The sequence below is a fragment of the Marinicauda salina genome (genome assembly GCF_003122085.1).
GTDB classification, from domain to species: domain Bacteria; phylum Pseudomonadota; class Alphaproteobacteria; order Caulobacterales; family Maricaulaceae; genus Maricicauda_A; species Maricicauda_A salina.
In genome coordinates this window covers 290,870-314,531 of sequence record NZ_QEXV01000001.1, presented here as the reverse complement: position 1 = coordinate 314,531, position 23,662 = coordinate 290,870, and the positions used below count along the sequence as shown (strand labels likewise).

General features: G+C 70.1%; 28 protein-coding genes. 8 read left to right on the top strand and 20 right to left on the bottom strand.

The window, feature by feature from the left end; translation table 11 throughout:
* Nucleotides 1–10: 10 nt before the first annotated feature.
* Nucleotides 11–1,414: a dihydrolipoyl dehydrogenase gene (gene lpdA / locus DDZ18_RS01365; protein WP_109251559.1), complete on the bottom strand. Its 1,404-nt coding sequence runs from the start codon at nucleotides 1,412–1,414 to the stop codon at nucleotides 11–13.
* 177 nt (nucleotides 1,415–1,591) lie between these two features.
* Between lpdA and DDZ18_RS01360 the strand changes: the two genes are divergently transcribed.
* Nucleotides 1,592–1,840, top strand: a complete 249-nt coding sequence (locus DDZ18_RS01360) for a hypothetical protein (RefSeq protein ID WP_109251558.1) — start codon at nucleotides 1,592–1,594, stop codon at nucleotides 1,838–1,840.
* Here DDZ18_RS01360 and DDZ18_RS01355 read toward each other — a convergent pair whose 3' ends face one another.
* Nucleotides 1,841–2,287, bottom strand: a complete 447-nt coding sequence (locus DDZ18_RS01355; RefSeq protein WP_109251557.1) for a hypothetical protein — start codon at nucleotides 2,285–2,287, stop codon at nucleotides 1,841–1,843.
* 202 nt (nucleotides 2,288–2,489) lie between these two features.
* On the opposite strand from DDZ18_RS01355, the gene DDZ18_RS01350 reads away from it, so the two are divergent.
* Nucleotides 2,490–2,738 carry a hypothetical protein gene (locus tag DDZ18_RS01350; protein ID WP_146190582.1) on the top strand — a complete coding sequence of 83 codons (249 nt, stop codon included), beginning with the start codon at nucleotides 2,490–2,492 and terminating at the stop codon, nucleotides 2,736–2,738.
* Nucleotides 2,739–2,819: 81 nt separating this feature from the next.
* Here the strand turns inward: DDZ18_RS01350 and odhB are convergent, their stop codons facing one another.
* From odhB to DDZ18_RS13850, 9 genes are all read right to left on the bottom strand, one after another.
* Nucleotides 2,820–4,385 (bottom strand): 2-oxoglutarate dehydrogenase complex dihydrolipoyllysine-residue succinyltransferase, encoded by a 1,566-nt coding sequence (odhB, locus tag DDZ18_RS01345; protein ID WP_109251555.1) that lies wholly within the window; start codon nucleotides 4,383–4,385, stop codon nucleotides 2,820–2,822.
* 45 nt (nucleotides 4,386–4,430) lie between these two features.
* Entirely contained in the window at nucleotides 4,431–7,421 is a 2,991-nt protein-coding gene (locus DDZ18_RS01340) for a 2-oxoglutarate dehydrogenase E1 component (RefSeq protein ID WP_109251554.1), read from the bottom strand.
* A 152-nt stretch (nucleotides 7,422–7,573) separates the two neighbouring features.
* The gene (sucD, locus tag DDZ18_RS01335) at nucleotides 7,574–8,482 is read right to left on the bottom strand and encodes a succinate--CoA ligase subunit alpha (RefSeq protein ID WP_109251553.1); all 909 of its coding nucleotides are present in this window, start codon (nucleotides 8,480–8,482) and stop codon (nucleotides 7,574–7,576) included.
* 8 nt (nucleotides 8,483–8,490) lie between these two features.
* A complete protein-coding gene (gene sucC, locus DDZ18_RS01330; RefSeq protein WP_109251552.1) occupies nucleotides 8,491–9,687 on the bottom strand; it encodes an ADP-forming succinate--CoA ligase subunit beta in 1,197 nt (398 codons plus the stop codon).
* 114 nt (nucleotides 9,688–9,801) lie between these two features.
* Nucleotides 9,802–10,134 (bottom strand): hypothetical protein, encoded by a 333-nt coding sequence (locus DDZ18_RS01325; RefSeq protein ID WP_109251551.1) that lies wholly within the window; start codon nucleotides 10,132–10,134, stop codon nucleotides 9,802–9,804.
* A 3-nt stretch (nucleotides 10,135–10,137) separates the two neighbouring features.
* Entirely contained in the window at nucleotides 10,138–11,394 is a 1,257-nt protein-coding gene (locus DDZ18_RS01320; protein WP_109251550.1) for an MFS transporter, read from the bottom strand.
* A 145-nt stretch (nucleotides 11,395–11,539) separates the two neighbouring features.
* A complete protein-coding gene (locus tag DDZ18_RS01315; RefSeq protein WP_109251549.1) occupies nucleotides 11,540–12,376 on the bottom strand; it encodes a DUF1036 domain-containing protein in 837 nt (278 codons plus the stop codon).
* A gap of 83 nt (nucleotides 12,377–12,459) precedes the next feature.
* Nucleotides 12,460–12,855 (bottom strand): DUF2306 domain-containing protein, encoded by a 396-nt coding sequence (locus DDZ18_RS01310; protein ID WP_158272029.1) that lies wholly within the window; start codon nucleotides 12,853–12,855, stop codon nucleotides 12,460–12,462.
* Entirely contained in the window at nucleotides 12,852–13,010 is a 159-nt protein-coding gene (locus DDZ18_RS13850) for a hypothetical protein (protein WP_158272028.1), read from the bottom strand. Before DDZ18_RS13850 ends, DDZ18_RS01310 begins: the two co-directional genes overlap by 4 nt.
* A gap of 150 nt (nucleotides 13,011–13,160) precedes the next feature.
* Between DDZ18_RS13850 and DDZ18_RS01305 the strand changes: the two genes are divergently transcribed.
* On the top strand, nucleotides 13,161–13,901 hold the full coding sequence (locus DDZ18_RS01305; protein WP_233245667.1) for a LytTR family DNA-binding domain-containing protein: 741 nt from the start codon (nucleotides 13,161–13,163) through the stop codon (nucleotides 13,899–13,901).
* Between the two features lie 6 nt (nucleotides 13,902–13,907).
* Here the strand turns inward: DDZ18_RS01305 and DDZ18_RS01300 are convergent, their stop codons facing one another.
* Entirely contained in the window at nucleotides 13,908–14,753 is an 846-nt protein-coding gene (locus DDZ18_RS01300; RefSeq protein ID WP_109251546.1) for a universal stress protein, read from the bottom strand.
* Nucleotides 14,754–14,830: 77 nt separating this feature from the next.
* Nucleotides 14,831–15,379 (bottom strand): GNAT family N-acetyltransferase, encoded by a 549-nt coding sequence (locus DDZ18_RS01295; protein WP_233245666.1) that lies wholly within the window; start codon nucleotides 15,377–15,379, stop codon nucleotides 14,831–14,833.
* A 128-nt stretch (nucleotides 15,380–15,507) separates the two neighbouring features.
* Between DDZ18_RS01295 and DDZ18_RS01290 the strand changes: the two genes are divergently transcribed.
* Entirely contained in the window at nucleotides 15,508–16,008 is a 501-nt protein-coding gene (locus DDZ18_RS01290) for a TspO/MBR family protein (RefSeq protein ID WP_109251545.1), read from the top strand.
* A gap of 4 nt (nucleotides 16,009–16,012) precedes the next feature.
* On the opposite strand, the gene DDZ18_RS01285 is transcribed toward DDZ18_RS01290, so the two are convergent.
* Nucleotides 16,013–16,312, bottom strand: a complete 300-nt coding sequence (locus DDZ18_RS01285; protein ID WP_109251544.1) for a hypothetical protein — start codon at nucleotides 16,310–16,312, stop codon at nucleotides 16,013–16,015.
* A 233-nt stretch (nucleotides 16,313–16,545) separates the two neighbouring features.
* On the opposite strand from DDZ18_RS01285, the gene DDZ18_RS01280 reads away from it, so the two are divergent.
* The gene (locus DDZ18_RS01280; protein ID WP_109251543.1) at nucleotides 16,546–16,758 is read left to right on the top strand and encodes a cold-shock protein; all 213 of its coding nucleotides are present in this window, start codon (nucleotides 16,546–16,548) and stop codon (nucleotides 16,756–16,758) included.
* Between the two features lie 60 nt (nucleotides 16,759–16,818).
* Here the strand turns inward: DDZ18_RS01280 and DDZ18_RS01275 are convergent, their stop codons facing one another.
* The gene (locus DDZ18_RS01275; protein ID WP_109251542.1) at nucleotides 16,819–17,952 is read right to left on the bottom strand and encodes a serine hydrolase domain-containing protein; all 1,134 of its coding nucleotides are present in this window, start codon (nucleotides 17,950–17,952) and stop codon (nucleotides 16,819–16,821) included.
* 41 nt (nucleotides 17,953–17,993) lie between these two features.
* Complete coding sequence (locus DDZ18_RS01270) at nucleotides 17,994–19,571, bottom strand: PfkB family carbohydrate kinase (RefSeq protein WP_158272027.1); 1,578 nt, start codon at nucleotides 19,569–19,571, stop codon at nucleotides 17,994–17,996.
* 30 nt (nucleotides 19,572–19,601) lie between these two features.
* On the opposite strand from DDZ18_RS01270, the gene DDZ18_RS01265 reads away from it, so the two are divergent.
* Both DDZ18_RS01265 and arsC read left to right on the top strand, forming a co-directional pair.
* Complete coding sequence (locus DDZ18_RS01265) at nucleotides 19,602–20,483, top strand: HpcH/HpaI aldolase/citrate lyase family protein (protein WP_109251540.1); 882 nt, start codon at nucleotides 19,602–19,604, stop codon at nucleotides 20,481–20,483.
* 2 nt (nucleotides 20,484–20,485) lie between these two features.
* Nucleotides 20,486–20,827 carry an arsenate reductase (glutaredoxin) gene (gene arsC / locus DDZ18_RS01260; RefSeq protein WP_109251539.1) on the top strand — a complete coding sequence of 114 codons (342 nt, stop codon included), beginning with the start codon at nucleotides 20,486–20,488 and terminating at the stop codon, nucleotides 20,825–20,827.
* Between the two features lie 132 nt (nucleotides 20,828–20,959).
* Here arsC and DDZ18_RS01255 read toward each other — a convergent pair whose 3' ends face one another.
* Nucleotides 20,960–21,499 carry an NUDIX hydrolase gene (locus DDZ18_RS01255; RefSeq protein WP_109251538.1) on the bottom strand — a complete coding sequence of 180 codons (540 nt, stop codon included), beginning with the start codon at nucleotides 21,497–21,499 and terminating at the stop codon, nucleotides 20,960–20,962.
* A 121-nt stretch (nucleotides 21,500–21,620) separates the two neighbouring features.
* On the opposite strand from DDZ18_RS01255, the gene DDZ18_RS01250 reads away from it, so the two are divergent.
* Nucleotides 21,621–22,172 (top strand): MarR family winged helix-turn-helix transcriptional regulator, encoded by a 552-nt coding sequence (locus DDZ18_RS01250; RefSeq protein WP_109251537.1) that lies wholly within the window; start codon nucleotides 21,621–21,623, stop codon nucleotides 22,170–22,172.
* 4 nt (nucleotides 22,173–22,176) lie between these two features.
* On the opposite strand, the gene DDZ18_RS01245 is transcribed toward DDZ18_RS01250, so the two are convergent.
* The 3 genes from DDZ18_RS01245 to ccmC are packed head-to-tail and all read right to left on the bottom strand — an operon-like array spanning nucleotide 22,177 to nucleotide 23,656.
* Entirely contained in the window at nucleotides 22,177–22,731 is a 555-nt protein-coding gene (locus DDZ18_RS01245; RefSeq protein ID WP_109251536.1) for a DsbE family thiol:disulfide interchange protein, read from the bottom strand.
* Nucleotides 22,728–22,916, bottom strand: coding sequence for a heme exporter protein CcmD (ccmD, locus tag DDZ18_RS01240; protein ID WP_109251535.1), 189 nt, complete (start codon nucleotides 22,914–22,916; stop codon nucleotides 22,728–22,730). The genes DDZ18_RS01245 and ccmD overlap by 4 nt, the downstream gene beginning before the upstream one ends.
* Complete coding sequence (ccmC, locus tag DDZ18_RS01235; protein ID WP_109251534.1) at nucleotides 22,913–23,656, bottom strand: heme ABC transporter permease CcmC; 744 nt, start codon at nucleotides 23,654–23,656, stop codon at nucleotides 22,913–22,915. Before ccmC ends, ccmD begins: the two co-directional genes overlap by 4 nt.
* Nucleotides 23,657–23,662 lie beyond the last annotated feature (6 nt).

Below are 23,662 nucleotides of genomic sequence, written 5' to 3'. Positions count from 1 at the left end.
CCGTCGCGGCTCACATCTGCATCGTCCAGCCTTCCACGCCCATGGCCGCCTGTCGAATCGCTTCGCTCAGCGTCGGGTGGGCGTGGGAGGTCCGCGCGATGTCCTCCGAGGCGGCGCGGAACTCGATCGCCAGCGCCAGCTCGGCGATCAGCTCGCCCGCATGCGGGCCGATGATGTGGCCGCCCAGCACCTCGTCGGTCTTCGCGTCGGCGAGGATCTTCACGAAGCCGTCGGTCTGGCGGTTCGTCCGGCCGCGCGAATTGGCCATGAAGGGGAACTTGCCGACCTTGTAGTCCCGGCCGGCCTCCTTGAGCTCTTCCTCCGTGGCGCCCACCGCGGCGATCTCGGGATCGGTGTAAACCACCGAGGGGATGGCGTCGTAATTCACATGGCCGGCCTTGCCCGCGATGCGCTCGGCGCAGGCCGCGCCCTCGTCCTCGGCCTTGTGGGCGAGCATGGCGCCGCTGGTGCAGTCGCCGACCACCCAGATCCCGTCGACATTGGTGCGGAAGCCGTCATTGGCGATCACGCCGCGCTTGTCGGGCTCGATCCCGACATTCTCCAGCCCCAGACCCTCGGTGTAGGGCCGCCGGCCGATGCACACGAGCACGACGTCGGCGTCGAGGGTCTCCTCGTCGCCGCCGTCGGCGGCCTCGGTCGTCACCTTGAGCCCGGATTTCTTCTTCTCCACGCCGGTGACCTTGCGCTTGAACTGGAAGGTCATGCCTTGCTTTTCGAACAGCTTGCGGGCGGTCTTCGAGACCTCGCCGTCCATGGTCGGCATGGCGCGATCGAGGAATTCGACCACCGTCACTTCCGAGCCGAGCCGGCGCCAGACCGAGCCGAGCTCGAGGCCGATCACGCCGGCGCCGACGAGGACGAGCTTCTTCGGGACTTCCTTGAGCGCGATCGCGCCCGTCGAGGAGACGATGCGCTCCTCGTCGATCTCGACGCCCGGCAGCGGGGTGACCTCCGAACCGGTGGCGATGACGATGTTCTTCGTCTTGAGGACGGTCTCCTTCCCGTCGGCGTCGGTGACGGCGACCTCGCCCTTGGCCTTGATCGTCCCGGTCCCGGAGACATGGTCGACCTTGTTCTTCTTCAGCAGGAAGGCGACGCCCTTGGTCAGCCCGTCGACCGCCTCGTCCTTCTGCTTCATCATCTGGTCGAGATCGAGCGACAGGTCGCCGACCTTGACCCCGTAGCCGGCGAGGTCCTTCTCCGCCTGCTCGTAGAGCTCGGAGGCGTGCAGCAGCGCCTTCGACGGGATGCAGCCGACATTGAGGCAGGTGCCGCCCAGCGTCTCGCGCTTCTCCACGCACGCGACCTTGAGACCCAGCTGTCCGGCGCGAATGGCGCAGTTATAGCCGCCGGGGCCGCCGCCGATCACCACGATGTCGTACTGGTCAGCCATGTCGATATCCGTTCCTGCGAGGGGCGGCCGGACGTCCGCCCGGCCGGGGTCGCGGGCAAATTACTCCCGCGCGCGGCCGCGTCAATGCGCGCTCCGACAGGGCCGCCATGCGCACGCGCAAGGCGGAACCGGCGGCCGATCGCGGGCGTTCGCTCGGCGGCAATCGCGGAGTCGATGATGGCCGAAGATCCGACCAAGGCCCCGCCTCGCCGATCTCTGGCCGCGGGCGTCGTGATCGGCGCGGCCATCGGCGCGGCGATCGGGTTCGCCGGCGCGCTGGTGCTCGTGTTGGCGCTCGGCGCGGTGGGCGTCACCGAGCGCCTGGGCGTGCAGGCGCTCATCTATCTCGGCGGCGAGGCGGCCTTCGCCGGCGCGATCCTCGGCGGGATCGTCGCCGGCCTCATGCGTCTCAGGAACACGCGCTAGCTATTTCAGGATCCCGCGTTCCGCGCACCAGCGCGAGAACCACCACAGCGCCGCCAGGCTGGCGAAAATGACGGCGCTGAAGGCGAGCCCGCCCGCGCCCATCATCTCCATCGCCGGCGTGAAGCCGAAGGCATAGACCGACGAGACCAGAAACAGCGCGGTCGACACCGCGAATCCGGCCGCTGCGATCTTCATCCTGAGCAGCAGCAGCACGCTCGAGATGAAGGCGGCGAACACCGCGCTCGCCCAGATCGCGACATACCAGGCCGGGAAGCTCGTGAAATAGGCCAGCTGCTCGTCGGTGAAACTCGTCAGATAGGCGTCGTTGCGCGTCTGCGTCATGACGTAGTCGAACACGCCCATGAAGTTCCAGAGCACGGCGAGCCCCGCCACGATCCAGAACCAGACGGGAACCCGTACGCGGACGGCGCCGTGTGCATCGCTCATGTCCGATCCTCCCCAAGCCGCGCACAGTCTAGCACGCCGACCGGCCGGGCGCTCGCCGTCGGCGCGGACCGGGAGGCGTGCCGCCGGCGGGTTCCATAACCACATGAAATTCAGGGATGAAAATCCGCGCGCCGGTCTTGCCGAACGCCGGCGCCCGCCCCATTTCGCAGTGCAGCATCAAGGTTCGAACAAGGAGACGATGATGAACCGCGCCCGCACCACGACGATCGACGCCGCGCTCGGCCGCGCCGTGCTCACCGGAGTCGCCCGAGGCGGCGCCGTGATGGCCGCCGCCGGCGTCGCGATCGGCATGGGACTCCAGGCGGCCGGCGTGCTGCCGCAGCTGAGCGCGGCCCAGATGGCGCTTTTCACCGTCGAGGTCGCCGCGGTCGGCGCGCTTTTCGAGGCGGCGCGCCTGGGTCGCCGCGCGCGCAAGGGGCTCGACGGCTAGCTTTCCGAACCCCGTCGGAACAAAAAGAAGCCCCGCCCGGGACCCGGGCGGGGCTTTTTCTTCGCCGTCGGGTCGAGACGCCTAGATCTCCAGCATCAGCCGTTCCGGCTTCTCCAGGCTTTCCTTGACGCGCACGAGGAAGGTCACCGCCTCCTTGCCGTCGACGATGCGGTGATCGTAGCTCAGCGCGAGATACATCATCGGGCGGATCTTCACCTCGCCGCCGATGGCGACGGGGCGCTCCTGGATCTTGTGCATGCCGAGAATGCCCGATTGCGGCGCGTTCAGGATCGGCGAGCTCATCAGCGAGCCGTAGACCCCGCCGTTGGACAGCGTGAAGGTCGCGCCCTGCATCTCGTCCAGCGTGAGCTCGCCGTCGCGGGCCCGCTTGCCGACATCCATGATGTCCTTCTCGATCTGGGCGAGAGACTTCTCGTCGCAATCGCGCACGACCGGCACGACCAGGCCGCGATCGGTGCCGACCGCGACGCCCATGTCGTAATAGTTCTTGTAGACGATGTCGGTCCCGTCGATCTCGGCGTTGACCGAGGGAATCTCCTTGAGCGCGTTGACGCACGCCTTCACGAAGAAGCTCATGAAGCCGAGCTTGACGCCGTGCTTGGCGACGAAGTCCTCCTGGACGGCCTTTCGAAGCGCCATGATCTCGCTCATGTCCGCCTCGTTGTAGGTCGTCAGCATCGCCGCGGTGTTCTGGGCTTCCTTCAGACGCTTGGCGATGGTCTGGCGCAGGCGGGTCATCTTCACCCGCTCCTCGCGCGGACCGGTCTCGCGCGGCGCCCTGGACTCGGCGGGCTGCGCGGGCGGACGGCCGCCGGCCTCGATCGCGGCCAGCGCGTCGCCCTTGGTCACGCGGCCGCCCTTGCCGGTGCCCTCGACCGTCTCGAGATCGACGCCCTTCTCCTCGGCGATGCGCTTCGCGCTCGGCATCGCCTTCTTTTCGCCGTCGCCGGCGTCGGGCTTCTCCGCCTCTTTCGAGGCCTCGGTCTCCTTCGCCGCGGGCTTTTCGCCGCCCGCCGCGCCTTCGCGGATCTTCGCCACGACCTGGTCGGGTTCGACGCTGTCGCCCTCGGAAACGAGCTGCTCCTCGAGTACGCCGGCGACCGGCGAGGGGACCTCGACGGCGACCTTGTCGGTCTCGATCTCCATCAGCGCCTGGTCGCGCTCGACGGAATCGCCGGGCTGGACGAGCCACGAGCCGACCGTGCCCTCCGAGACGCTTTCGCCCATCACCGGGACTTTCGCCTCGATGACGTCGCCTTCGCCGCCGCCCGCGGATTCGGTGGGCGCTTCGGCGCTCTCGGCCTTCTCGGCCTCGGCCGCGTCCCCGTCGTCGCCCTTCTTCTCCCCGGAGTCCGCCTTCTTCTCGTTGGACGCCTTCGCGCCGCCCTCGGCGCCGGCGTCGAGTTCGCCGAGCTTGGCGCCGATCTCGACGGTGTCGCCTTCCTGGGCGGTGATCGAACTCACCACGCCGTCTTCCTCGGCGCGCACCTCGACGGAGACCTTGTCGGTCTCGAGCTCGACCAGGATGTCGTCCTTGCTCACCTGGTCGCCTTCGGAGACCTGCCAGGTCCCGACGGTGGCCTCGGACACGGATTCGCCAAGCTGGGGGACGGTGATGTCGGTCATGGGGCGGGCTCGTCCTTCGTTCGGGAGGGGGCGGGGCGGCGCGGTCTAGCCGCCGAGCGCGTCGTCGATGAGGGCTTGCTGCTGGGCCTGGTGCTTGGACAGGGTTCCGGTGGCCGTCGAGGCCGAGGCCGGCCGGCCGGCGTAGATCACGCGCGGCATGCGCGTCTCGGCCTTGGCCAGGCAGAACTCGAGATAGGGTTCGACGAAGCTCCACCCGCCCATGTTGCGCGGCTCTTCCTGGCACCAGACCATGTCGGCGTCGGTGAAGCGCTTGAGTTCGTCGATCACCGATTTCGCCGGGAAGGGATAGAACTGCTCGACGCGCAGGAGATAGACGTCGTTCATGCCCTTCTCCTCGCGCGCTTCGAGCAGGTCGTAATAGACCTTGCCCGAGCACAGCACGACGCGGCGGATCTTCTCGTCGGCGACGAGTTCGGTCTCCGTGCGCCCGGTCGCGACGTCGTCGCGATCCTGACGCACCTTGGCGTCGGCGTCGTCCCAGAGCACGCGATGGAAGGACGAGCCCGGCCCGAACTCGAACAGCGGCGAAACGCAGCGCTTGTGACGCAGCAGCGATTTCGGCGTCATGATCACGAGCGGCTTGCGGAAATTGCGGTGAATCTGCCGGCGCAGGATGTGGAAGTAGTTCGCCGGGGTCGAGCAGTTCGCCACCTGCATGTTGTCCTCGGCGCACTGCTGGAGATAGCGCTCGAGCCGCGCCGAGGAGTGCTCCGGGCCCTGGCCCTCATAGCCGTGCGGCAAGAGCATCACGAGGCCCGACATCCTGAGCCACTTGCGCTCGGCCGAGGAGATGAATTGGTCGATGATGACCTGCGCGCCGTTTGTGAAGTCGCCGAACTGGGCTTCCCACATCACCAGCGTGTTGGGCGCCGACAGCGAGTAGCCGTACTCGAAGCCGAGCACGGCCTCCTCCGACAGCATCGAGTCGATGACCTCGTATCGGGCCTGGCCCTCGGCGAGATTGTTGAGCGGCGTGTAGCGCTCCTCGGTCTGCTGGTCGATGACGTGGGAGTGGCGCTGGGAGAAGGTGCCCCGGGCGGAATCCTGGCCTGACAGGCGCACCGGGAAGCCCTCGGTCAGAAGCGTGCCGAAGGCGAGATGTTCGGCCGTCGCCCAGTCGATGTTCTCGCCGGACTCCACCGCCTTGCGGCGATTGTCGAGCACGCGCTTGAGCGTCTTGTGCACGTTGAGCCCGTCCGGCGTGGCGGTCATCGCCTCTCCGACCGCCTTGAGCTGGTCGGTTTCGACGGCCGTCTGGCCGCGGCGATCGTCCTCGGCGGGCAGGCCGAGGCCCGACCACACGCCGTCGAGCCAGTCGGCGTTCTGGGTCTCGTAGCCCTTGCCGGCGTCGAATTCGGCGTCGAGGAAGTCCTCGAACTCCTTCACCCAGGAATCGACCTCGTCCTGGCCGACGACCCCGTCCTCGACCAGGCGTTCGGCGTACAGGTCCCGGGTCGTGGGATGATCCGAGATCGCCTTGTACATGATCGGCTGGGTGAAGGAGGGATCGTCGCCTTCGTTGTGGCCGAAGCGGCGATAGCAGAACATGTCGATGACGACGTCCTTGCCGAACTTCTGCCGGTACTCCGTCGCGACCTTGGCCGCGAAGGTCACCGCCTCGGGGTCGTCGCCGTTCACGTGGAAGATCGGCGCCTGGACCATGAGCGCGACGTCCGAGGGATAGGGCGAGGACCGCGAATCCTTCGGGTCGGTGGTGAAGCCGATCTGGTTGTTGACGATGAAATGGATCGCGCCGCCCGTGCGGTGCCCCTTCAGGCCGGACAGGCCGAAGCACTCGGCGACCACGCCCTGACCGGCGAAGGCGGCGTCGCCGTGCAGCAGCAGCGGCAGGACCTGGGAGGCGGTGTTGGCGTTCTCGCCCTGCTCGCGGCGGTATTTCGCCTGCTTGGCGCGCGCCTTGCCCAGCACCACCGGGTCGACCGCCTCGAGGTGCGAGGGGTTGGCCGTCAGCGACAGATGGACCTCGTTGTCGTCGAAAGTCCGGTCGGACGACGAGCCCAGGTGGTACTTCACGTCGCCGGACGAATACTCGTCGGCGCCGAGGGTCGCGCCGCCCTGGAACTCGTGGAAGATGACCCGGTAGGGCTTGGCCATCACCGCGCCGAGCACGTTGAGCCGGCCGCGGTGGGGCATGCCGATGATGATGTCGCTGACGCCCAGCGCGCCGCCGCGCTTGATGATCTGCTCGAGGGCGGGAACCATCGACTCGCCGCCGTCGATGCCGAAGCGCTTGGTGCCGGGATAGCGCTTGTGCAGGAAGCGCTCGAAGGTCTCGGCCTCGATGATCTTCTTGAGGATCGCGATCCGGCCGTTCTTCGAGAACGCGATCTCCTTGTCCGGCCCCTCGATGCGCTCCTGGAGCCACGCCTTCTCCTCGGGATTGGAGATGTGCATGAACTCGACGGCGAAGGTGCCGCAATAGGTGCGCTTGAGGATTTCGAGGATCTGGCGGACCGTTGCGGTCTCGAGGCCGAGATAGCCGCAGATATAGATCTCGCGATCGAGATCGGCGCCGCTGAATCCGTAATTCTCCGGATCGAGCTCCGGCTGCGCGCCGAAGTTCGACAGCTTGAGCGGGTCGAGATCGGCGGCGAGATGCCCGCGCATGCGATAGGCGCGGATGAGCATGATCGCCGAGATCGACTCCCGGACCGCGCGCTGGACCTCTTCGGCGGTCGCCTCGGGGCCGAGGCGCTCGGCGACGGCGTCGGGCAGGGCGGCGGTTTCGGTCTCGATATCGCCGAGCGCGGCGACCGTCTCGCCGTTGGCGCGGCGCGGCCAGTCGGCGCGCTTCCAGGCCGGACCGCCGGCGGCGTGCCGGGAGTCGGCGCCTTCGTCGCCGACCTCCTCGAAGAAGGCGCGCCAGGACGCCGGAACCGACGCCGGGTCCGCGGCGTAGCGCGCGGCCATCTGCTCGAGATAGGCGGCGTTGCCGCCATAGAGGAAGGACGTCTCCAGGAAGGCCTGGTTCTGCGGGGAGCGTTGGTCAGCCATGTCAGCCCGGGCGGGATGCGTTGCGGCCGCGCGCCGTCTCGGACGCGCGGTCGGTTCCCACAACATCTATGCCTGTTGGAGGGCGATGAGAAGGCCGAAGCGCAACGAAAACCGCGGATTTCCCGAACGATCGTTCGAAACTCGCCGCCGCCTCAGCCCTTCAGCACGTCCACCAGGGTCGAGCCCATGCGCGCCGGGCTGTCGGCGACCGTGATCCCGGCGGCCTTCATCGCCTCGATCTTGTCGTCGGCGCCGCCCTTGCCGCCGGCGACGATGGCGCCGGCGTGGCCCATCGTGCGGCCCGGCGGGGCGGTGCGTCCGGCGATGAAGCCGACGGCGGGCTTCTTGCGGCCCTTCTTCGCCTCGTCGGCGAGGAATTGCGCGGCGTCCTCCTCAGCGGTGCCGCCGATCTCGCCGATCATGATGATCGACTCGGTCTCGTCGTCGGCGAGGAACATCTCCAGCACGTCGATGAACTCGGTGCCCTTGACCGGATCGCCGCCGATGCCGACGGCGGTCGACTGGCCGAGCCCGGCGTTGGTGGTCTGGAACACGGCTTCATAGGTCAGCGTGCCCGAGCGCGAAACGACGCCGACCGAGCCCTTCTTGAAGATCTGGCCCGGCATGATGCCGATCTTGCACTCTTCGGGGGTGAGCACGCCGGGGCAGTTCGGGCCGAGCAGGCGCGAATTCGAGCCCTCGAGCTTGCGCTTGACCTCGACCATGTCGAGGACGGGGATGCCCTCGGTGATCGCCACGATCAGCTCGATGCCGGCGTCGATCGCCTCGATGATGGCCGCCGCCGCACCGGCGGGCGGCACGTAGACGACCGAGGCCGTCGCGCCGGTCTTTTCCTTGCCTTCGGCGACGGAGGCGAAGATCGGCAGCTCGGCGTAGCTCTCGATGCCGCCCGTCCAGGTTTCGCCGCCCTTCTTGGGATGGACGCCGCCGACCATCTGCGTGCCGTAATAGGCGAGCGCCTGCTCGGTGTGGAAGGTGCCGGTCTTGCCGGTCAGGCCCTGGACGAGGACTTTGGTGTCTTTGTCGACGAGGATGGACATCGGTCTGATCAGCCCTTCTTCACGGCGGCGGTGATTTTCTTGGCGGCGTCGTCGAGATCGTCGGCCGAGGTGATGTCGAGCCCGCTCTCGTTCAGGATCTTCTTGCCCTTGTCGACGTTCGTGCCCTCCAGGCGGACGACCAGCGGCACGCGGAGGCCGACCTCCTTGACCGCGGCGACGACGCCCTCGGCGATGACGTCGCAGCGCATGATGCCGCCGAAGATGTTGACCAGGATCCCCTGCACGCTCGGATCGGCGGTGATGATCTTGAACGCCGCGGTGACCTTCTCCTTCGACGCGCCGCCGCCGACATCGAGGAAGTTCGCCGGCTCGCCGCCATACAGCTTGATGATGTCCATCGTCGCCATGGCCAGACCGGCGCCGTTGACCATGCAGCCGATATTCCCGTCGAGCGCGATATAGGCGAGATCGTGCTCGGAGGCCTCGATCTCCTTTTCGTCCTCCTCGGACTTGTCGCGCAGCGCCTGGATGTCGGGATGGCGGAACAGCGCGTTGCCGTCGAAGCTGACCTTGGAATCGAGGACGCGCAGATGGCCGTCGTCCATGACGATGAGCGGGTTGATTTCCAAGAGGCTCATGTCCTTGGCGGTGAAGGCCTCGTAGAGGATGCGCGCCAGCCGGATCATGTCGGTGCGAGCCGGCTCTTTCAGCTCAAGCGCGTCGGCGAGCCGTTCGGCGTCGTCGTCGGTCACGCCGGTGAGCGGATCGATCGGCAGGGTGTGGATCTTGTCGGGCGTCTCTTCGGCGACGGCCTCGATGTCCATGCCGCCCTCGGTCGAGGCGACGAAGGCCACGCGGCCCACGGAGCGGTCGATCAGCAGCGAGAGATAAAGCTCGCGCGAGATGTCCGCGCCGTCCTCGATATAGACGCGGTTGACCTGCTTGCCCTCGGGCCCGGTCTGGGCGGTCACCAGCGTGTGGCCCAGCATCGCCTCGGCCTGCTCGGCGGCGTCCTCGGCGCTCTTGGCCAGCCGGACGCCGCCCTTCTCGCCGGCCTCGGCTTCCTTGAACTCGCCCTTGCCGCGGCCGCCGGCGTGGATCTGGGCCTTCACCACCCAGAGCGGACCGGGCAGCGACTTGGCGGCCTTGAGCGCGTCCTCGGCGCGCTCGACGGCGACGCCCGCGGCGACGGGCGCTTCGAACTCCCGCAGGACGGCTTTGGCTTGATATTCGTGAATGTTCATGACGGCTCAGCTCTCGCAGGAACGAAAATGAGGGATCGGGCGGGCCGGACGGCGGAAGGCCGCGGCGGGTTATAACACCGGTCGAGGCGCGCGCAACGCGGCCGGCCTCACGGATTATTGCTCATTGCGGCCGCCGCCGAGCCGCGCGGTGATGGCGCCGGCGATCCAGCCCAGCGCGCCGGACAGCCCGCCGACCAGCGGAAAGATCAGCAGCACGGCGGGGTCGCCGCAATCGGCGCCGCCGGCGGTTTCGCAACGGGCGATCTCGGCCTCGACCGCGCCCGAGAACGACAGGCTCAGCAGCTGTCCGGCGAGGACGGGGAGCCCGGCGCCGACGAGAAGCCAGCCCAGCCAAGTCATCAGACTCAGTCCGGCGAGCCGGCGCCGCAGGACGACGGCGAGGGTCGCCATCGCGACCGCCGGGACGAGGATGACGAGGATCAGCATGTCTCAGCGGCTCTCTGCGGCGGCTTCGGCCTGCAGCTCGGGTTCCTCGATCTCGGCCAGCTCGGCGGAGGTGGCGAGCAGGTTGACGAAGGGATGGCGCTCCTCCTCCGACGTGGCCTCGTGCTTCCGGGCGCGCCACAGCATCGCCGCGGCGACGAAGAAGCCGCCCGCCGCAACCAGCAGGAAGAGTCCGCGACCGGCCAGCGGTCCGCCGAAGGCGAGACCGGCCAGGATCGGTCCGACGACCGCGCCGGCCGCCCAGACGACGAGCATGCCCGACGCGATCGCCGGCAGCTCCTCGACGCGGGAGCGATCCGTCGCATGGGCGACGGCGACGGCGTAGTAGGACAGGCTCGCCGCGCCCCACAGCCCGGCCAGCGCCGCGCCGACGGCGAGGCTGGGGGCGGCGAAAACCGCGAGCGCCAGCGCGAACACGCCGGACAGGGTGGCCGCGCCGGCGATGACGTATCGCCGGTCGACATGATCGGACAGTCTCCCGACCGGCCACTGGACGAGCATGGAGACGCCGTAGACCGCCGCCAGGACCGTCGCCGCCCCGCCGATATTGATGCTGGAGTGGAGGCCCTGCGCCCAGATCGGCAGGAAGGCGATCGTTCCCGTGTTGATGGCGCCGGCGGCGAAGGAGGCCGTCGCCGCCGACGGCGCGATCGCGAACAGCCGCAACGGCGAGACGCGCTCGGTCTCGGGCAGCGCAGGCTGGGCCCGCCGCGTCGCGGTGATCGGGATCAGCGTAACGGCGAGAAAGGCGCCCGCGACGACGAAGCTCTCGATCAGGTCCAGCGCCGGCAGCGTGATGAGGAACGGGCCGAGAATGAGGCCCGCCCGGCCGAGCACCTGATAGGCCGAGATGACCGCGCCGCGCCGCTCGGCCGGCGTGGCGTCGGCGATCCAGCTCTCGGCGACGGCGAACAGGGCGGCAGCGCAGACGCCGAAGCCGATCCGCGCGAGCAGCCACCACCAGAAGCCGAAGCTCAGCGCCAGCAGCAGGGTGAGGGCTGCGGCCGCGCCGGAAAACGCCGCGTAGGCGCGGATATGGCCGACGGACCGGATCACGGACGGCGCGAACCACGCCCCGATCATGAAACCCGCGGCGTAGGCGGCGAACACGCCGCCGATGGCCGCGCCGGTCCATTCGGCCGCGGCCATCGCCAGCGGCATGGCCACGCCGAGCACGCCGGCGGCCGTCTGGAACAGCGCGCTGCTGCCCATGACCATCGCGACATTGCGGTAGACGACCATCGGCCTCTCCGGGCGAGGGGTTGCGGCTGGCGGCGGGCGTCGGCGCGAGTCGACGCATGCGCTCCGCAAATCACCACGCCCGGGAGACGGGTTCAAGCGCGCCGAAAGACGGGATTCGCTCGCAGACTGCGCGTCTTCGAACGCTTCAAGGCAGCGTCATCCGGAAGCGCGCCGTGCTCGGACCGAAGGTGGCCGTGCGCACGCCTGCGCGGGAGCCGCGCGCGCAGCCCTGCTCGGGCATGGGCGCGAGCGAGGGGTTTCCGCCTTCGTCCGTCACGATGCACGAATCCAGCATTTCTCCGACGTCTCCCGTGGCCATGGGCGTGACGAGGCGAACCTCCGCGGCCGAGAATGTGCGCGCGATCACCGTGCATGCACCGCCCGGCGCCCGCGTCCAGCGCTCGACTTCGAACCCGGGCGGGTTCGAGACGGGTCCGCCGGTCCCGACGAAGATGTCGGCCTCGCCGCTGCGGCAAATTTCGACGCGTTGCAGGATTTCGGCGGAACCGTCCGCGGCGCGCGGCGCCCGATCGCAGAGCGCCGCCTCCTGACCGAGCGCCTCGCAGGAAATCGTATAGGACAGTCGGTAGGCGCCCTCGCCGTCGCGCGTCATCGTCACGCGGTCATGGACGGCCTCCTGTGCGTCCGCCGTGCATGGAGGCGAGGCGGCCGGGCCATTGTGCGCGCCTTCGGACACGCATCGCGTCTCGGCGTCTTCCCGGCGCGCCCGTGCGGGCCAGACCCACGAGCCGGATCGCGCATGGACCAGAGCCGCGCTTCCAACCGTCTCTCCGACGCCGCCGCGGAGGCAGGAGTCGGGCTCGACCGCGAGCCAGCCTCGCTGACGCTCGCCGGCGCGAGTCGGATAGGTCAGGCTGACCGCCGCGGTGAACGGCGCCCGGTTGCAGAGTTCGACGACCAGATCGCCGGGCGGCTCGGGCGCGGCCTGCAGCGCCAGCGTCGCTATCAGAGCTGAAATCATCGCTGAGAAAGCCCCCGTCGCCCGTGATGCCGGACGACTCTAGCGTGTCCTGCGCGCTGGTCCATGGGCGATCTCGGCCATGCTTACCCGCCGAAGAGCGTCTCCCACATCAGACGGCCGGGAAGGAAGGACAGCGCGCCGGGAACGAGGAGCGCGCCCAGGAACATGCCGAGCGCCGAATTCCGGTGCCGGCCCGTCAGCCCGCGGCGCGCCCGGATGGACAACTCGACGACGCCGAACAGGGTGAGCGGCACGAAGATGTGGATCCAGCTGAAGGCCCCGTCATTGAGCTGGCGGATGAAGATCGCGGTGACGGCGGTCGCGACCATCAGGCCGACCCAGACATAGCCGAGCGTGCGGTGGGGGATCGTGCCCTTGGGCGCGCCGAACTGGACCGCGCCGACGCCGAGCGCGGCGAGCGCCGACAGCGCGTGGAGCTGGATGTGCCAGGGCGCGGCGAGGAAGGCCTCGATATTCATGACCGGCCTCCCTCGATCGACATGACGACGGCCGTATCGGGTCCGATCGCGGCGGCGACGGCCGCGCCGACTAGGCGGGTCTCGGCGGGCGCGAAGGCGCAAAGCACGGCTGCGCCCAGCGCCAGACCGGCGACGGTCTTCAACAGGCGTTTCATGGGGCATCCCTTCTGCGTGCGTCGTGATCGACGATGCAGCCGGGATTGCCGGGCGCGACGACGGCGGGAAAGCGCGATTGCGCGAGCGGGCTGGACGGCTTCGCGAGCGGAGGTAACCCTGCGATTCGCGCTTCGCGAACGGAGGGCCGCGTGCCGACGCATCCGCTGTTGAAGAGCTGTCTCGAGATCGCCGCTCTCGCGGTGGGGCTCGGCACCTTCCTGGCCATCCTCGCCCCGTTCGGCTCCGAGGGGCTCGGTTGGCCGTGGGTCTGGATCTACTGGGTCGGGCTGATCGCCGTCGGCGGCGCCTTCGGTTTCGGGTCCGGGGCCGTGCTGGGGCGTGTTGCAGCGGGGTGGCCGGCCTGGACGCCCTACGCCGTCACGGCGGTCGTCGTCTCGATCCCGATCACGCTCATCGTCACCGTGGTCAACGGCCTCCTCGCCGGCCGGATCCGCTGGGGCGAGGCGCCGATCCTGTTCTTCTTCGTGCTGGTCATCTCGGGTTTCGTCACGCTGGTGAGCTGGGCCGCCGACCGCCTGCGGGAGCGCCGCGACATCACGGCGGAGTCGCGCCCGTCGCGCGCCCTGCTCGACCGGCTGCCGCCGCGCCTGCGCCGGGCGCGCCTCCTCGCGCTCGAGTCCGAGGATCATTACCTGCGCGTGCGCACCGAGGCGGGCGACGCGCTCATCCTCATGCGGCTCAGGGACGCGATCGCCGCCGTCGAGGCGCTCGACGGCGCGCGCACGCACCGCTCCTGGTGGGTGGCCCGGGACGCCGTCGTCGATGCGAGGAAGGGCGACGGCCGGGGAACACTCGTGCTCGCCGACGGCGCCGAGGCGCCGGTGAGCCGCACCTATTATCCCGCGCTCCGCGAGGCGGGCTGGTTCTAGGCCGGATCAGTGGGTGACGAGCAGGGCGCAGGCCGCGTGGCGCATCGCGCGCCGGGTCGCCCCGCCGCCGACCTGCTCGCGCCAGGCGCTCGTTCCGAACCCGCCCATGACGAGCAGGTCGGCCTTCGACTCGTTCGCGATCTCGGCGAGCGCGACGCCCATCGGTCGGCCTTCGCGGTCCTCCTCGCGCAGGTCCGCCTTGACGCCGTGGAGATCGAGGTAACGCTCCGCCGCGCCGCCGAGCTCGGAGGCCGCGCCCTCGTCGGTGACCGTGACCACGTCGACGTCTTCGGCGTCGGCGAGGAAGTCGAGCGCGCCGATGAGCGCGCGGGCGGCTTCCTGCGAGCCGTCCCAGGCCGCCGTCACACGGGCGAAGCGCCCCGAGGCCGGCTCGGCGCCGGCGTCGGGCAGCAGCAGGACCGGCCGGCCGGTCTCCAGCAGCGCGGCGCGGGCGGCGTCCTCGCGGGCGCGGTCGCCCTCGGCGCCGGGCTTGGCCATGACCACGACGTCGCAGAGCCGTCCGTGCGCCGAGAGCGCGTCGGCCGGCAGACCGATGAAATCGGTGAAGCCGCCCACGGCTTTCTCTTTCGCCGCGCCGGCGGCGGTCTCGAACGCTGACTTGGCCGCCATCGCGGCCTGGCTTCCGGCGGTCTCGAGATCCTCGAGCAGCGACTCCATGCCGTAGACGGAAAACGCGTCGCCGAGGAAGTCCGCGCCCGAGCGCGCGCTGCGCCTGACGAAGAGCGCGTCCAGCCGGGCACCGTGACGGGACGCGACGGCGAAGGCGTCGCGCAAGAGCGGCGCGTCCGCCTCGGTTCCGGTGAGCAGGGCGAGCATGCGGCGCACGGCCATGACGGGGCCTCCTCGGCGATTCGGCCTCACTCTAGAACCGCGGCGCGGATCGCGCGACCGGCGCGATCGTCGCGGGGTCACAGCCCGAGGCGGCGCCGGTTTTCCTTCCACTCGGCGGCGGTCTGGCCCCACACGTCGACGATCATGTCGAAGCCGGCGACCTCGGCGTCGCGGCCGGTGTCGCGCGAGCCCAGCTTGCGCGCCACGCCTTGCGAGCCCGCATTCTCCGCGGCGATGAGATGGATCGCCTCGTCCCAGCCCAGCGAGTCGAAGGCGAAGTCCATCGAGGCCGCCGCGGCCTCGGTCGCGTAGCCCTTGCCCCAGTGCTCGCGCAGGATCGACCAGCCGACCTCCGGCTGCGGCCAGCCATGGGGGAACCACGGGCCGACCCGGCCGACCCAGGCGCCGGTGGCTCGCTCCTCGACGGCGAAGAAGCCGTAGCCGCGCACCGCCCAGTGGCCGATCAGCATGCACAGCGAACGCCAGATCTGAGGCGGGGTCTGGACGCCGCCGATATGCTCGGCGGCGACGGGGTCGCTCATCAGCGCGGTCATGCCCTCGAAATCGCGTTCCTCGGGCGCGCGGAGGCGCAGGCGCTCGGTTTCGATGACAGGCGCGTCGGTCACGAAATCTCTCCAGGTCGACATGCTCGGTCGGTCGGCCATACGCCCGCGACGCGGCGGCGTCCAGCGCCGCCCAATGTCCGACACATTCGCGCGCAAGCTTGCCTTCACCCGCCGGCACGGAGCATTGAGTGGCCACCAACATCTTCCGCAGACCGCGCGCCGGAGCGGCGCGCCTGCTGATCTACATCCTGATCTTCACCGGCATTGCGGTCGCGCTGAACGGCTGGATCTTCTCCGGCGGCGCGATCGCCTGGTCGCGCGGGCTCGCCCAGCCGGGCTGGGCGCCGGGCGGCGTCGTGATCGGTTCGGTCTGGGTCGGGCTGTTCGGACTGATGGCCGCCGCGCTCTGGTTCGTCGACCGCAGCGACGACCCGGCGCGCAAGGGGCCTGCGCGGGCGCTCATCCTGCTTCAGTACCTGGTCAGCGTGAGCTGGACGGGACTCTATTTCGGCCTGCAGAGCGTCGCCGCCGGCTTCTGGACGACGATCGTCGCGACGCTGCTCTGCGTCGTCGCGACCTGGGCGGCCTTCCGGGCATCGACGGCGGCGGGCGTCCTGCTGGTCCCGCTGCTCGCCTGGCTCGGCTTCGCCGTCGCGCTCGCCTGGTCGGTCTGGCGGCTGAACGCCTGAGCCCTCAGCGCAGGCGGACGAGCACCGCGACGAGCATGACGACGGCGGCGCCGACGCCGGCGATCTCGAGCCAGGACACGCCGAACACCGCCGGCTCGGCGAGGAATCCGAAGCGGCCGAGGGCGGCGGCGATGCGCACCGCGAAGGCCTCGCCGCGCATCCCGGCGGCCACGCCGAGAAAGATCAGGAGCGCCGCGCCGAGGCCCGCCCACTTGATCGCGCCGACCGGCTCGAAGCCCTGACGCGCCCGGCGGCGCGCCTCGCGGGCGCGCTCGGTGCGGCGGAAACGGGATCGGCGGACCATGGGGTTGCGGCCTCCTGTGGCGGGTTTTGCTTGTGAGGCGCCCGGCTTTCAGCATATCATCGCATTTACGGGCGGCCTGCAGAGAGGCCCGGCGGAATACTGGACTACCGACACGCGATGACGCGTTCGCACCGACTTTCCCCGAACAACATGTCCGTTCGCCGCTTCAGGGACGCCGAGCGCGACTAAACGCATGCGCCGGACGCGGCGCGGTTTTGGGAAAGATCCCTCTCATGACGACTGGAACTGTCAAGTTTTTCAACGCCTCCAAGGGCTTTGGCTTCATCACGCCGGACGAGGGCGGCAAGGACGTCTTCGTCCACGTGACCGCGCTCAAGGACGCCGGCCTGGACAGCCTTGCCGACGGCCAGCGGGTCACCTTCGAGACCGAGCCCGACGCGCGCGGCAAGGGCCCGAAGGCGGTCAATCTCCGTCTCGCCGACTAGGCCGGGCCGGATAACGGAACGGGAACGGGCGCGCCGCCGGCGCGCCCGTTTTCTTTTGACTCACAGTCCGGCGTAGGCGGCCTCGATGAGCGCGACGGCGCGCGCGTCGCCGACGAGCACGTCCATCTGCCGGTTCATGACATAGGCCCCCGAGACCCCGCGCGCCGGATCGGCGAAGGCGCACGAGCCGCCGAAGCCGTAATGGCCGACCGTTTTCGGCTCCGGGCCGAGCGCGCCGCTGTCGCGGTTGATCATCACGCCCGCGCCGAAGGCGAGATCGAAGGGCAGCACCCGGTCCGGCCCCGACACGCGCTCGCGCAGCGCGTCCTTCACGACGGCCTCGGACAGGAAGGCCTCGCCCTGCAGGCGTCCGCTGCAGGCGAAGGCGCTCATTAGGTCGGCGAGCGCGCGGGCGGTTCCGTGGCCGTTGGCGGCGGGCAGCTCGGCCGAGCGCCAGGTCGCCGTCCCGCGCCGTCCCGGCGATGACCAGGGCTTGAGGAAGGCCAGCGTCTTGGCGTCGTTCATGTCGCCGAGGAAGGGCGGTTTCGGCGGCAGGACGTGCTCGGCGGCGCGGTCGTGCTGGTCCTCCGGCACGCCGATCATGAAGTCGAGGCTGCGCGGCCCGGCGATCACGTCCTTGAGGATGTCGCCCACGGTCCGGCCTTTTTCGTCGGCGCGGCGCACCACGGCGTCGGCGATGACGCCGAACGTGATCGGGTGATAGCCCGAGCCCCTCCCCGGCTCCCACAGCGGCTTCTGCGCGGCGAGTCGGGCCTCCATGGTCTCGCGCTCGAACCAGTCGCCGGGATCCATCTCGTCAGCGATCCCCGGTACGCCGGCCTGGTGGGACAGCGCCTCGGCGAGCGTGACCCGGTCCTTGCCCTCGGCGCCGAACTCCGGCCAGACGTCGGCCACGGGTGCGTCGTAATCGAGCCGGTTCTGGTCGACGAGCCAGGCGACGACCAGCGCGGTGATCGCCTTGCCGGTGGAGAAGACCGGGACGATCGTCCGCTCGGTCCAGGCCTGCGTCTTCTTGCGGTCCGCCCAGCCGGCGCGGATGTCGACCAGAGCCTCGCCGTCGTGCACGAGCGCGAATCCGGCGCCCAACTCGTCGCGGGTCTCGAAGTTTTTGGCGAAGGCGTCGCGGACGGCCTCGAAGCCGGGCGCGACCGTTCCGTGGATCTCGATGCTCATGGGGCGAGGCGTTAGCCGGGCGGGCGTCCGGAATCAACGCCTCACGCGAAGATCGCCATCCTGAGCCCGCGGGCGTCGCGCGGCGGATCGGCCGGCAGGCACAGCGCCCCGCCCTCCGCGATCCGCCGCGCCGAGACCGCGCAGGCCGCCGCGTCGAGCAGGTCGTCGGGCGCGGCCTCGCGGCGCTTGAAGGGATGGGGATCGAGCAGATCGCGCGGCAGGCCGTGATCGATGAGGACCGCCAGGCGCTCGGCGCGGCCCTCGGCGGTCTTCTTGGCGTGGATCATCGGCGCGCCCGCCAGCGTGGCGAACGTGACCTCGGGATGAACTTCGTGGACGCAGCCCTCGCGCATCGGTGTCATCGCGCGGTCGATCTCGCGCATGCGCGCCATGATATTCCAGGTCTGCCTCGACAGGCCCGGCCCGCCCGCGGCGCGGTTGGCCGCCAGCGCCGCGTCATAGCTCTCCGCCTCGAGCGCGGGTCGAAGCGGCGAGGCGAACACCGAGGATCGCCGCGGGCCGAGGATGGCGCGGGCCTCGCGCTCGCAGGCCCGTCCGCCCGATCCGCTCGGCGCGTCCTCGAAGCCGATCGGCATGTCGACGGCGACGACATGGGGCCGCTCCTCGGCCTCCAGTGCGGATGCGAAGTCGGGAAACAGCCGCGCGCGCGGCGGTTCGATCCCGTTGAGATCGATCAGCACGCCGAGCCAGCCCCCGGGACAGCCGTCGAGCCCAATCACCCAGGCCGGCCCCTTCGCGCCGGGCCGTCGGGCGGCGATCGGGTCGACGTCGAGGGCGAACAGGCCGGCGTCGAGCACGAGATCGGACGCGTCGAGTTCGGCCGTGCGCCGGATCACAGCCGCCGAACGCGCCGCAGCGCGTTGGGCCGTTTCGCTCAGGGTCGCGCCGCCGAGCCGCTCGAACAGCGCCAGCGCGGCGAGCAGGTCGCCCGTGCCGCGCGGAACCGTCTCGAAGCGCGTGGTTTCAGCGAGCCAGGCCTCGTCGGCGGTGACGGCGAGCACGCCGATCCGGCCCTCGCCGGCGGGCGCCGACGTGACCAGGGCGGGCCGGCCCAGCGACCGGGCGGCGTCGATCGCGTCTTCGCTCGAGGCGAGCGGCGTTCCGCTCAGCCAGGACAGCTCGAACAGGTTCGGCGTGATCAGGTTGGCGCGCGGGACGAGCGCATCGCGGATCGCCGCCGCGATCGCGGGATCGACATAGAGATGCGCCGCGTCGGCGTCGGCCGGGCCGTCGCCGCAGATCGGGTCGACGACGACCAGAACGTCCGGATTCTCGGCGCGCGCCGCGTCGATGAAGGCCGCGGCGGCCGCGACCTGGACGGGGGTCGCGAAATAGCCCGCCAGGATCGCCGCCGCCCGCGCCCGGTTGCCGTTGGCGCCGAGGCTGTCGAGCGCGCCGGCGAAGACCGCGTCGGGCGTCGGTCCGCCGCCGGGGACGCCGAGGCCCGGATGCCGGCCGATCACGACCGTGGGGACGAATTCCGGCGTCAGCCCGCCCATGGTCAGGACATGCGCGCTGACCCCGCCGCCGACGCGGCTGCCCGCGACCTGCGAGGTCAGGAGGGTGACGGTCTGCGGGACCGCGGGTCTGGTGGTCATCTCCATGATTTCGTTGTAAGCGCTCCGGCCATGTCTGGCGACACGTCACCCGTCCCGCATCCGCGCCGCGCCGTTCTGTTCGTCCCCGGAGACAAGCCGCGCGCGATCGAGAAGGCCGCCGGCCTCGGCGCCGACGTCCTCATCCTCGATCTTGAGGACGCCGTCGCGCCCGAAGCCAAGGATTCTGCGCGCGCCGCCGCGGCCGACGCGATGGCGGCGTGGCGCGAGGCCGGCGCCGAACGGGTGATCCGCATGAACGGGACCGAGGCGGGCGAGTTCGCCGCCGATGCGGCCGCCGTCGCCGAGGCGCGGCCGGACGCCGTGGTGCTGCCGAAGGTCGAAAGCCCGGCCGGCCTCAAGCGCGCCCACGCCCGGCTGGCGGCGTCGGGCTATTACGGCCCGCTCTGGGCGATGATCGAGACGCCGCTGGCGCTGATCGACCTGCGCCGGATCGGCGAGACCGCCCGGGATGTCCGCCTCGAGGCGCTGGTGGCGGGAACCAACGATCTGTGCGCCATGCTGCGCTGCCGCTGCGACGGCGAGCGGTCGGCGCTGCTCCCCCATCTCGCCGGGATCGTCGCGGCGGCGCGCGCCTTCGCGCTCGTTGCGCTCGACGGCGTGTTCAACGATTTCTCGGACCCGGACGGGCTGCGCCGCGAGGCCGAGGAGGGCCGCCGGCTCGGCTTCGACGGCAAGACGCTCATCCACCCCGCCCAGGTCGAGATCGCGCGGACGGCGTTTTCGCCGAGCGCCGACGAACTCGCCGAGGCGCGCAAGGTGGTCGCCGCGTTCGACGATCCCGCCAACGCCGGCAGGGGCGCTGTGTCCGTCGACGGACGCATGGTCGAACGCCTGCATCTCGACGCCGCGCGCGCCGCGCTCGCCGCGGCCGACCAAGGAGAGGACGATTGACAATGGAATACTGGCACAATCCCCGCTGCACGAAGTCCCGCGAGGCGCTGGCGCTGTTGCGCGAGAAGGGCGTCGAACCCGAGGTGCGCGAGTATCTCAAGACGCCGCCGAGCGAGGCCGAGCTGAAGGCGCTGATCGGCAAGCTGGGGCTCGCCTCGGCGCGCGATCTCATGCGCACCAAGGAGGCCCTCTACAAGGAGCTGGGCCTGAAGGACGAGACCGACGAGGACCGGCTCGTGGCGGCGATGGCGGAGAACCCGAAGCTGATCGAGCGCCCGGTCCTGATCAACGGGGCGAAGGCCGCCATCGGCCGTCCGCCCGCGGAGATCCTGGACGCGTTGTAGGGGGGCGGGCGGCCCTCGTCCTTCGAGACGCCCCGATCCCCTCATCCTGAGGAGCGAGCAAAGCGAGCGTCTCGAAGGACCGGGATCGGGGCCCTCAGGATGAGGGCCTTCGGAAGTAGAAGAGCGCCCCCCTCAATACGGCTTGAAATCCGCGCCCTGCGCGCGGACGGCCGGCGCCGGGGCGTCGGCGTGAAGCCGCTCGCGATGGTCCTCGAGCGCCCAGCGCACGCTGGGAAAGGCGAGATCGTCCATCGGGATGTCGTCCCAGGCGAAGAAGCCGACCTCCGTGCTCTCGGGTCCCGCCGCGATCCCCGGCTCGGCCATCCGGGCCCGGAAGAAGATCTGGACCTGCGAGATCCGCGGGATCGAATAGACCGCCAGCAGGTCGCGCGTATCGATCTTCGCGCGCGCCTCCTCCCAGGCCTCGCGGCGGGCGGCGGCGTCGACCGTCTCGCCTTCCTCCATGTACCCCGCGGGAAGGGTCCAGAAGCCGGCGCGGGGCTGGATCGCGCGACGGCACATCAGGATGCGGCCTTCGGTGTCGGCGACGACCGAGCCGGCGACGATCCGCGGATTGACGTAGTCGATGAAGCCGCAGGTGCGGCAGATCCGCCGCGGCCGATCGTCGTCAGGCGGCGTCTCCAGGGTGAAGTCGGGTTCCGAGTCAGTCACTTGTAATCGTCCTCGCCGTCCGCGCCGATCCTTTTTCTCCGTATCAGGAGGATCGTGTCATTGAACAGTCGCGTTTCCGCGATAGTGTGAAAATGTTCCGTCGCCTGACAATGAGGGAGCTATGGCGGACCAACCCGATTTCGACCTCTCGGCCTCGCCGGGGCACCTGCTTCACCGCGCCCAGCAATTCGCCGCCGACCGGTTCGCCGAGGCGACCGGCGACATGCGCATCACCCAGCGCCAGTTCGCCGTGCTCAGCGCGGTGGCCAGGGACGAGGGGCTGAGCCAGACGAAGCTGGTCCAGGTCACCGGCATCGACCGCTCCACGCTCGCCGAGCTCGTCTCGCGCATGGCGCAGAAGAACCTGCTGGTCCGCGAGAAGGCCCCCGGCGACGGGCGCGCCAACTCGATCCGTCTGTCCGACGAGGGGCGCTCGCTCTATCAGACGGCGCTCGCCGGCGCCGCGGCCGCCGACGAGGCGATCATCGCCGCCCTGCCCAAGAACAAGCGGACGAGCTTCGTCGAGGCGCTCGCGCGCATCTCCCGGCGTATCGACATGGACGCCGAGACGCTGAAGGCCGAGGCGCTCAAGGAGAAGGAGAAGGCGAAGAAGGCCGCCGCGAAGGCCAAGGAAAAAGACAAGAAGAAGAAAAAGAAGAAAAAAAAGAAATAGTTATTCATTCGGTTTCGCCGTCCGCCCCAGCGCGCGCCCGCGCCGCCTCGAATTCGGGCGCCAGGCTGCGCCGCCAGGTCGTCTCGTCGATCGCGCCCCGCCAGCGGGCGCGCACGATCCCCGCCTCGTCGATCACGAACGTCTCCGGCGCGCCGGTCAGGCCCAGCTCGATCGCCGCCCGGCCCTCGGCGTCGGCGGCGAGCCCGGCGAACGGATCGCCGAGCTGCTCGAGAAAGGCGTTCGCGTCGGCGGGATCGTCGCGATAGACGACGCCGTAGATCGGCACGCCGTCTTCGCGCAGCGCCATCAGCAGCGGATGCTCGATCCGGCATGGCGCGCACCAGGACGCCCACACATTGAGGAGATAAGGCCCGTCGACCGCGTCGGGATCGAAGTCGCCGCGGCCGCCCGGGAAATCGGTGAGCGGAAGCGCGGGCAGCGGCGCGCCGATCAGCGGGTCGCCGCCGTCGGAGTCCGACGGGCGCAATAGCGCGATCGCGAACACCACGAGCAGGATGGCGATCGAGCCGACCGGGGCCCAGAGCAGGACGCGGTTCACGACTCGCCTCCCGCGTCGGCGACGCTGTCTTCGGCCTCCAGCGCGCGGATGCGGTCGAGCCGGGCGCGGGCCTTCGCGCGCTCGACCAGCACGGCGGCGACAAGCGCGCCGACGCCGGCCGCGGCCAGCGCGTAGCTCGCCCAGACATAGCCGGCGTAACCGCCCATGGCGAAATACTCGCTCATGCCGCCGCCTCCGCCTCGAGCCGGCGCTCGCGGGCGCGCTCGAGCTGCTCGGCGCGTCGGGCCAGCATCATGGCGCGCATGCGGGTCAGAACGAGCGCGGCGAGCAGCGCGGTGAAGGCCAGCGCCATCACCGCGAGCGGCCAGAGATTGGACGCGTGGATGGTCGGGCCGTCGAACCGGAACACGCTGGCGGGCTGGTGCAGCGTGTTCCACCAGTCCACGGAGAACTTGATGATCGGCAGGTTGATCAGTCCCGCCATGCCGAGGACCGCCCCGGCGCGGGCGGCCAGGCGGGCGTCCTCGAGCGCGGCGCGCAGCGCCATGTAGCCGAGATAGAGCAGCAGCAGAACGAGCATCGAGGTCAGCCGCGCGTCCCAGACCCACCAGGCGCCCCACATCGGCCGGCCCCACAGCGCGCCGGTCGCCAGCGTGAGCGCGGCGAACACCGCGCCGGCCGGCGCGATCGCCCGGGCGGCGAGATCGGCGAGGTTATGGCGCCAGACGAAATAGACGAAGCTCGACGCGCCCAGACCCGCATAGCCCGCCATCGCCAGCCAGGCCGACGGCACGTGGACATACATGATCCGCACCGTGTCGCCCTGCTGGTAGTCCTCCGGCGAGAAGGCGAGCGCCCAGGGAATTCCGACCGCGAACAGGACCGCCGCGAGGCCCCAGGTCCACGGAATGACCGCGCGCGCGAGGCGGTCGAAGCGCTCGGGATTGGCGAAGCGGCTGATCATGATCCG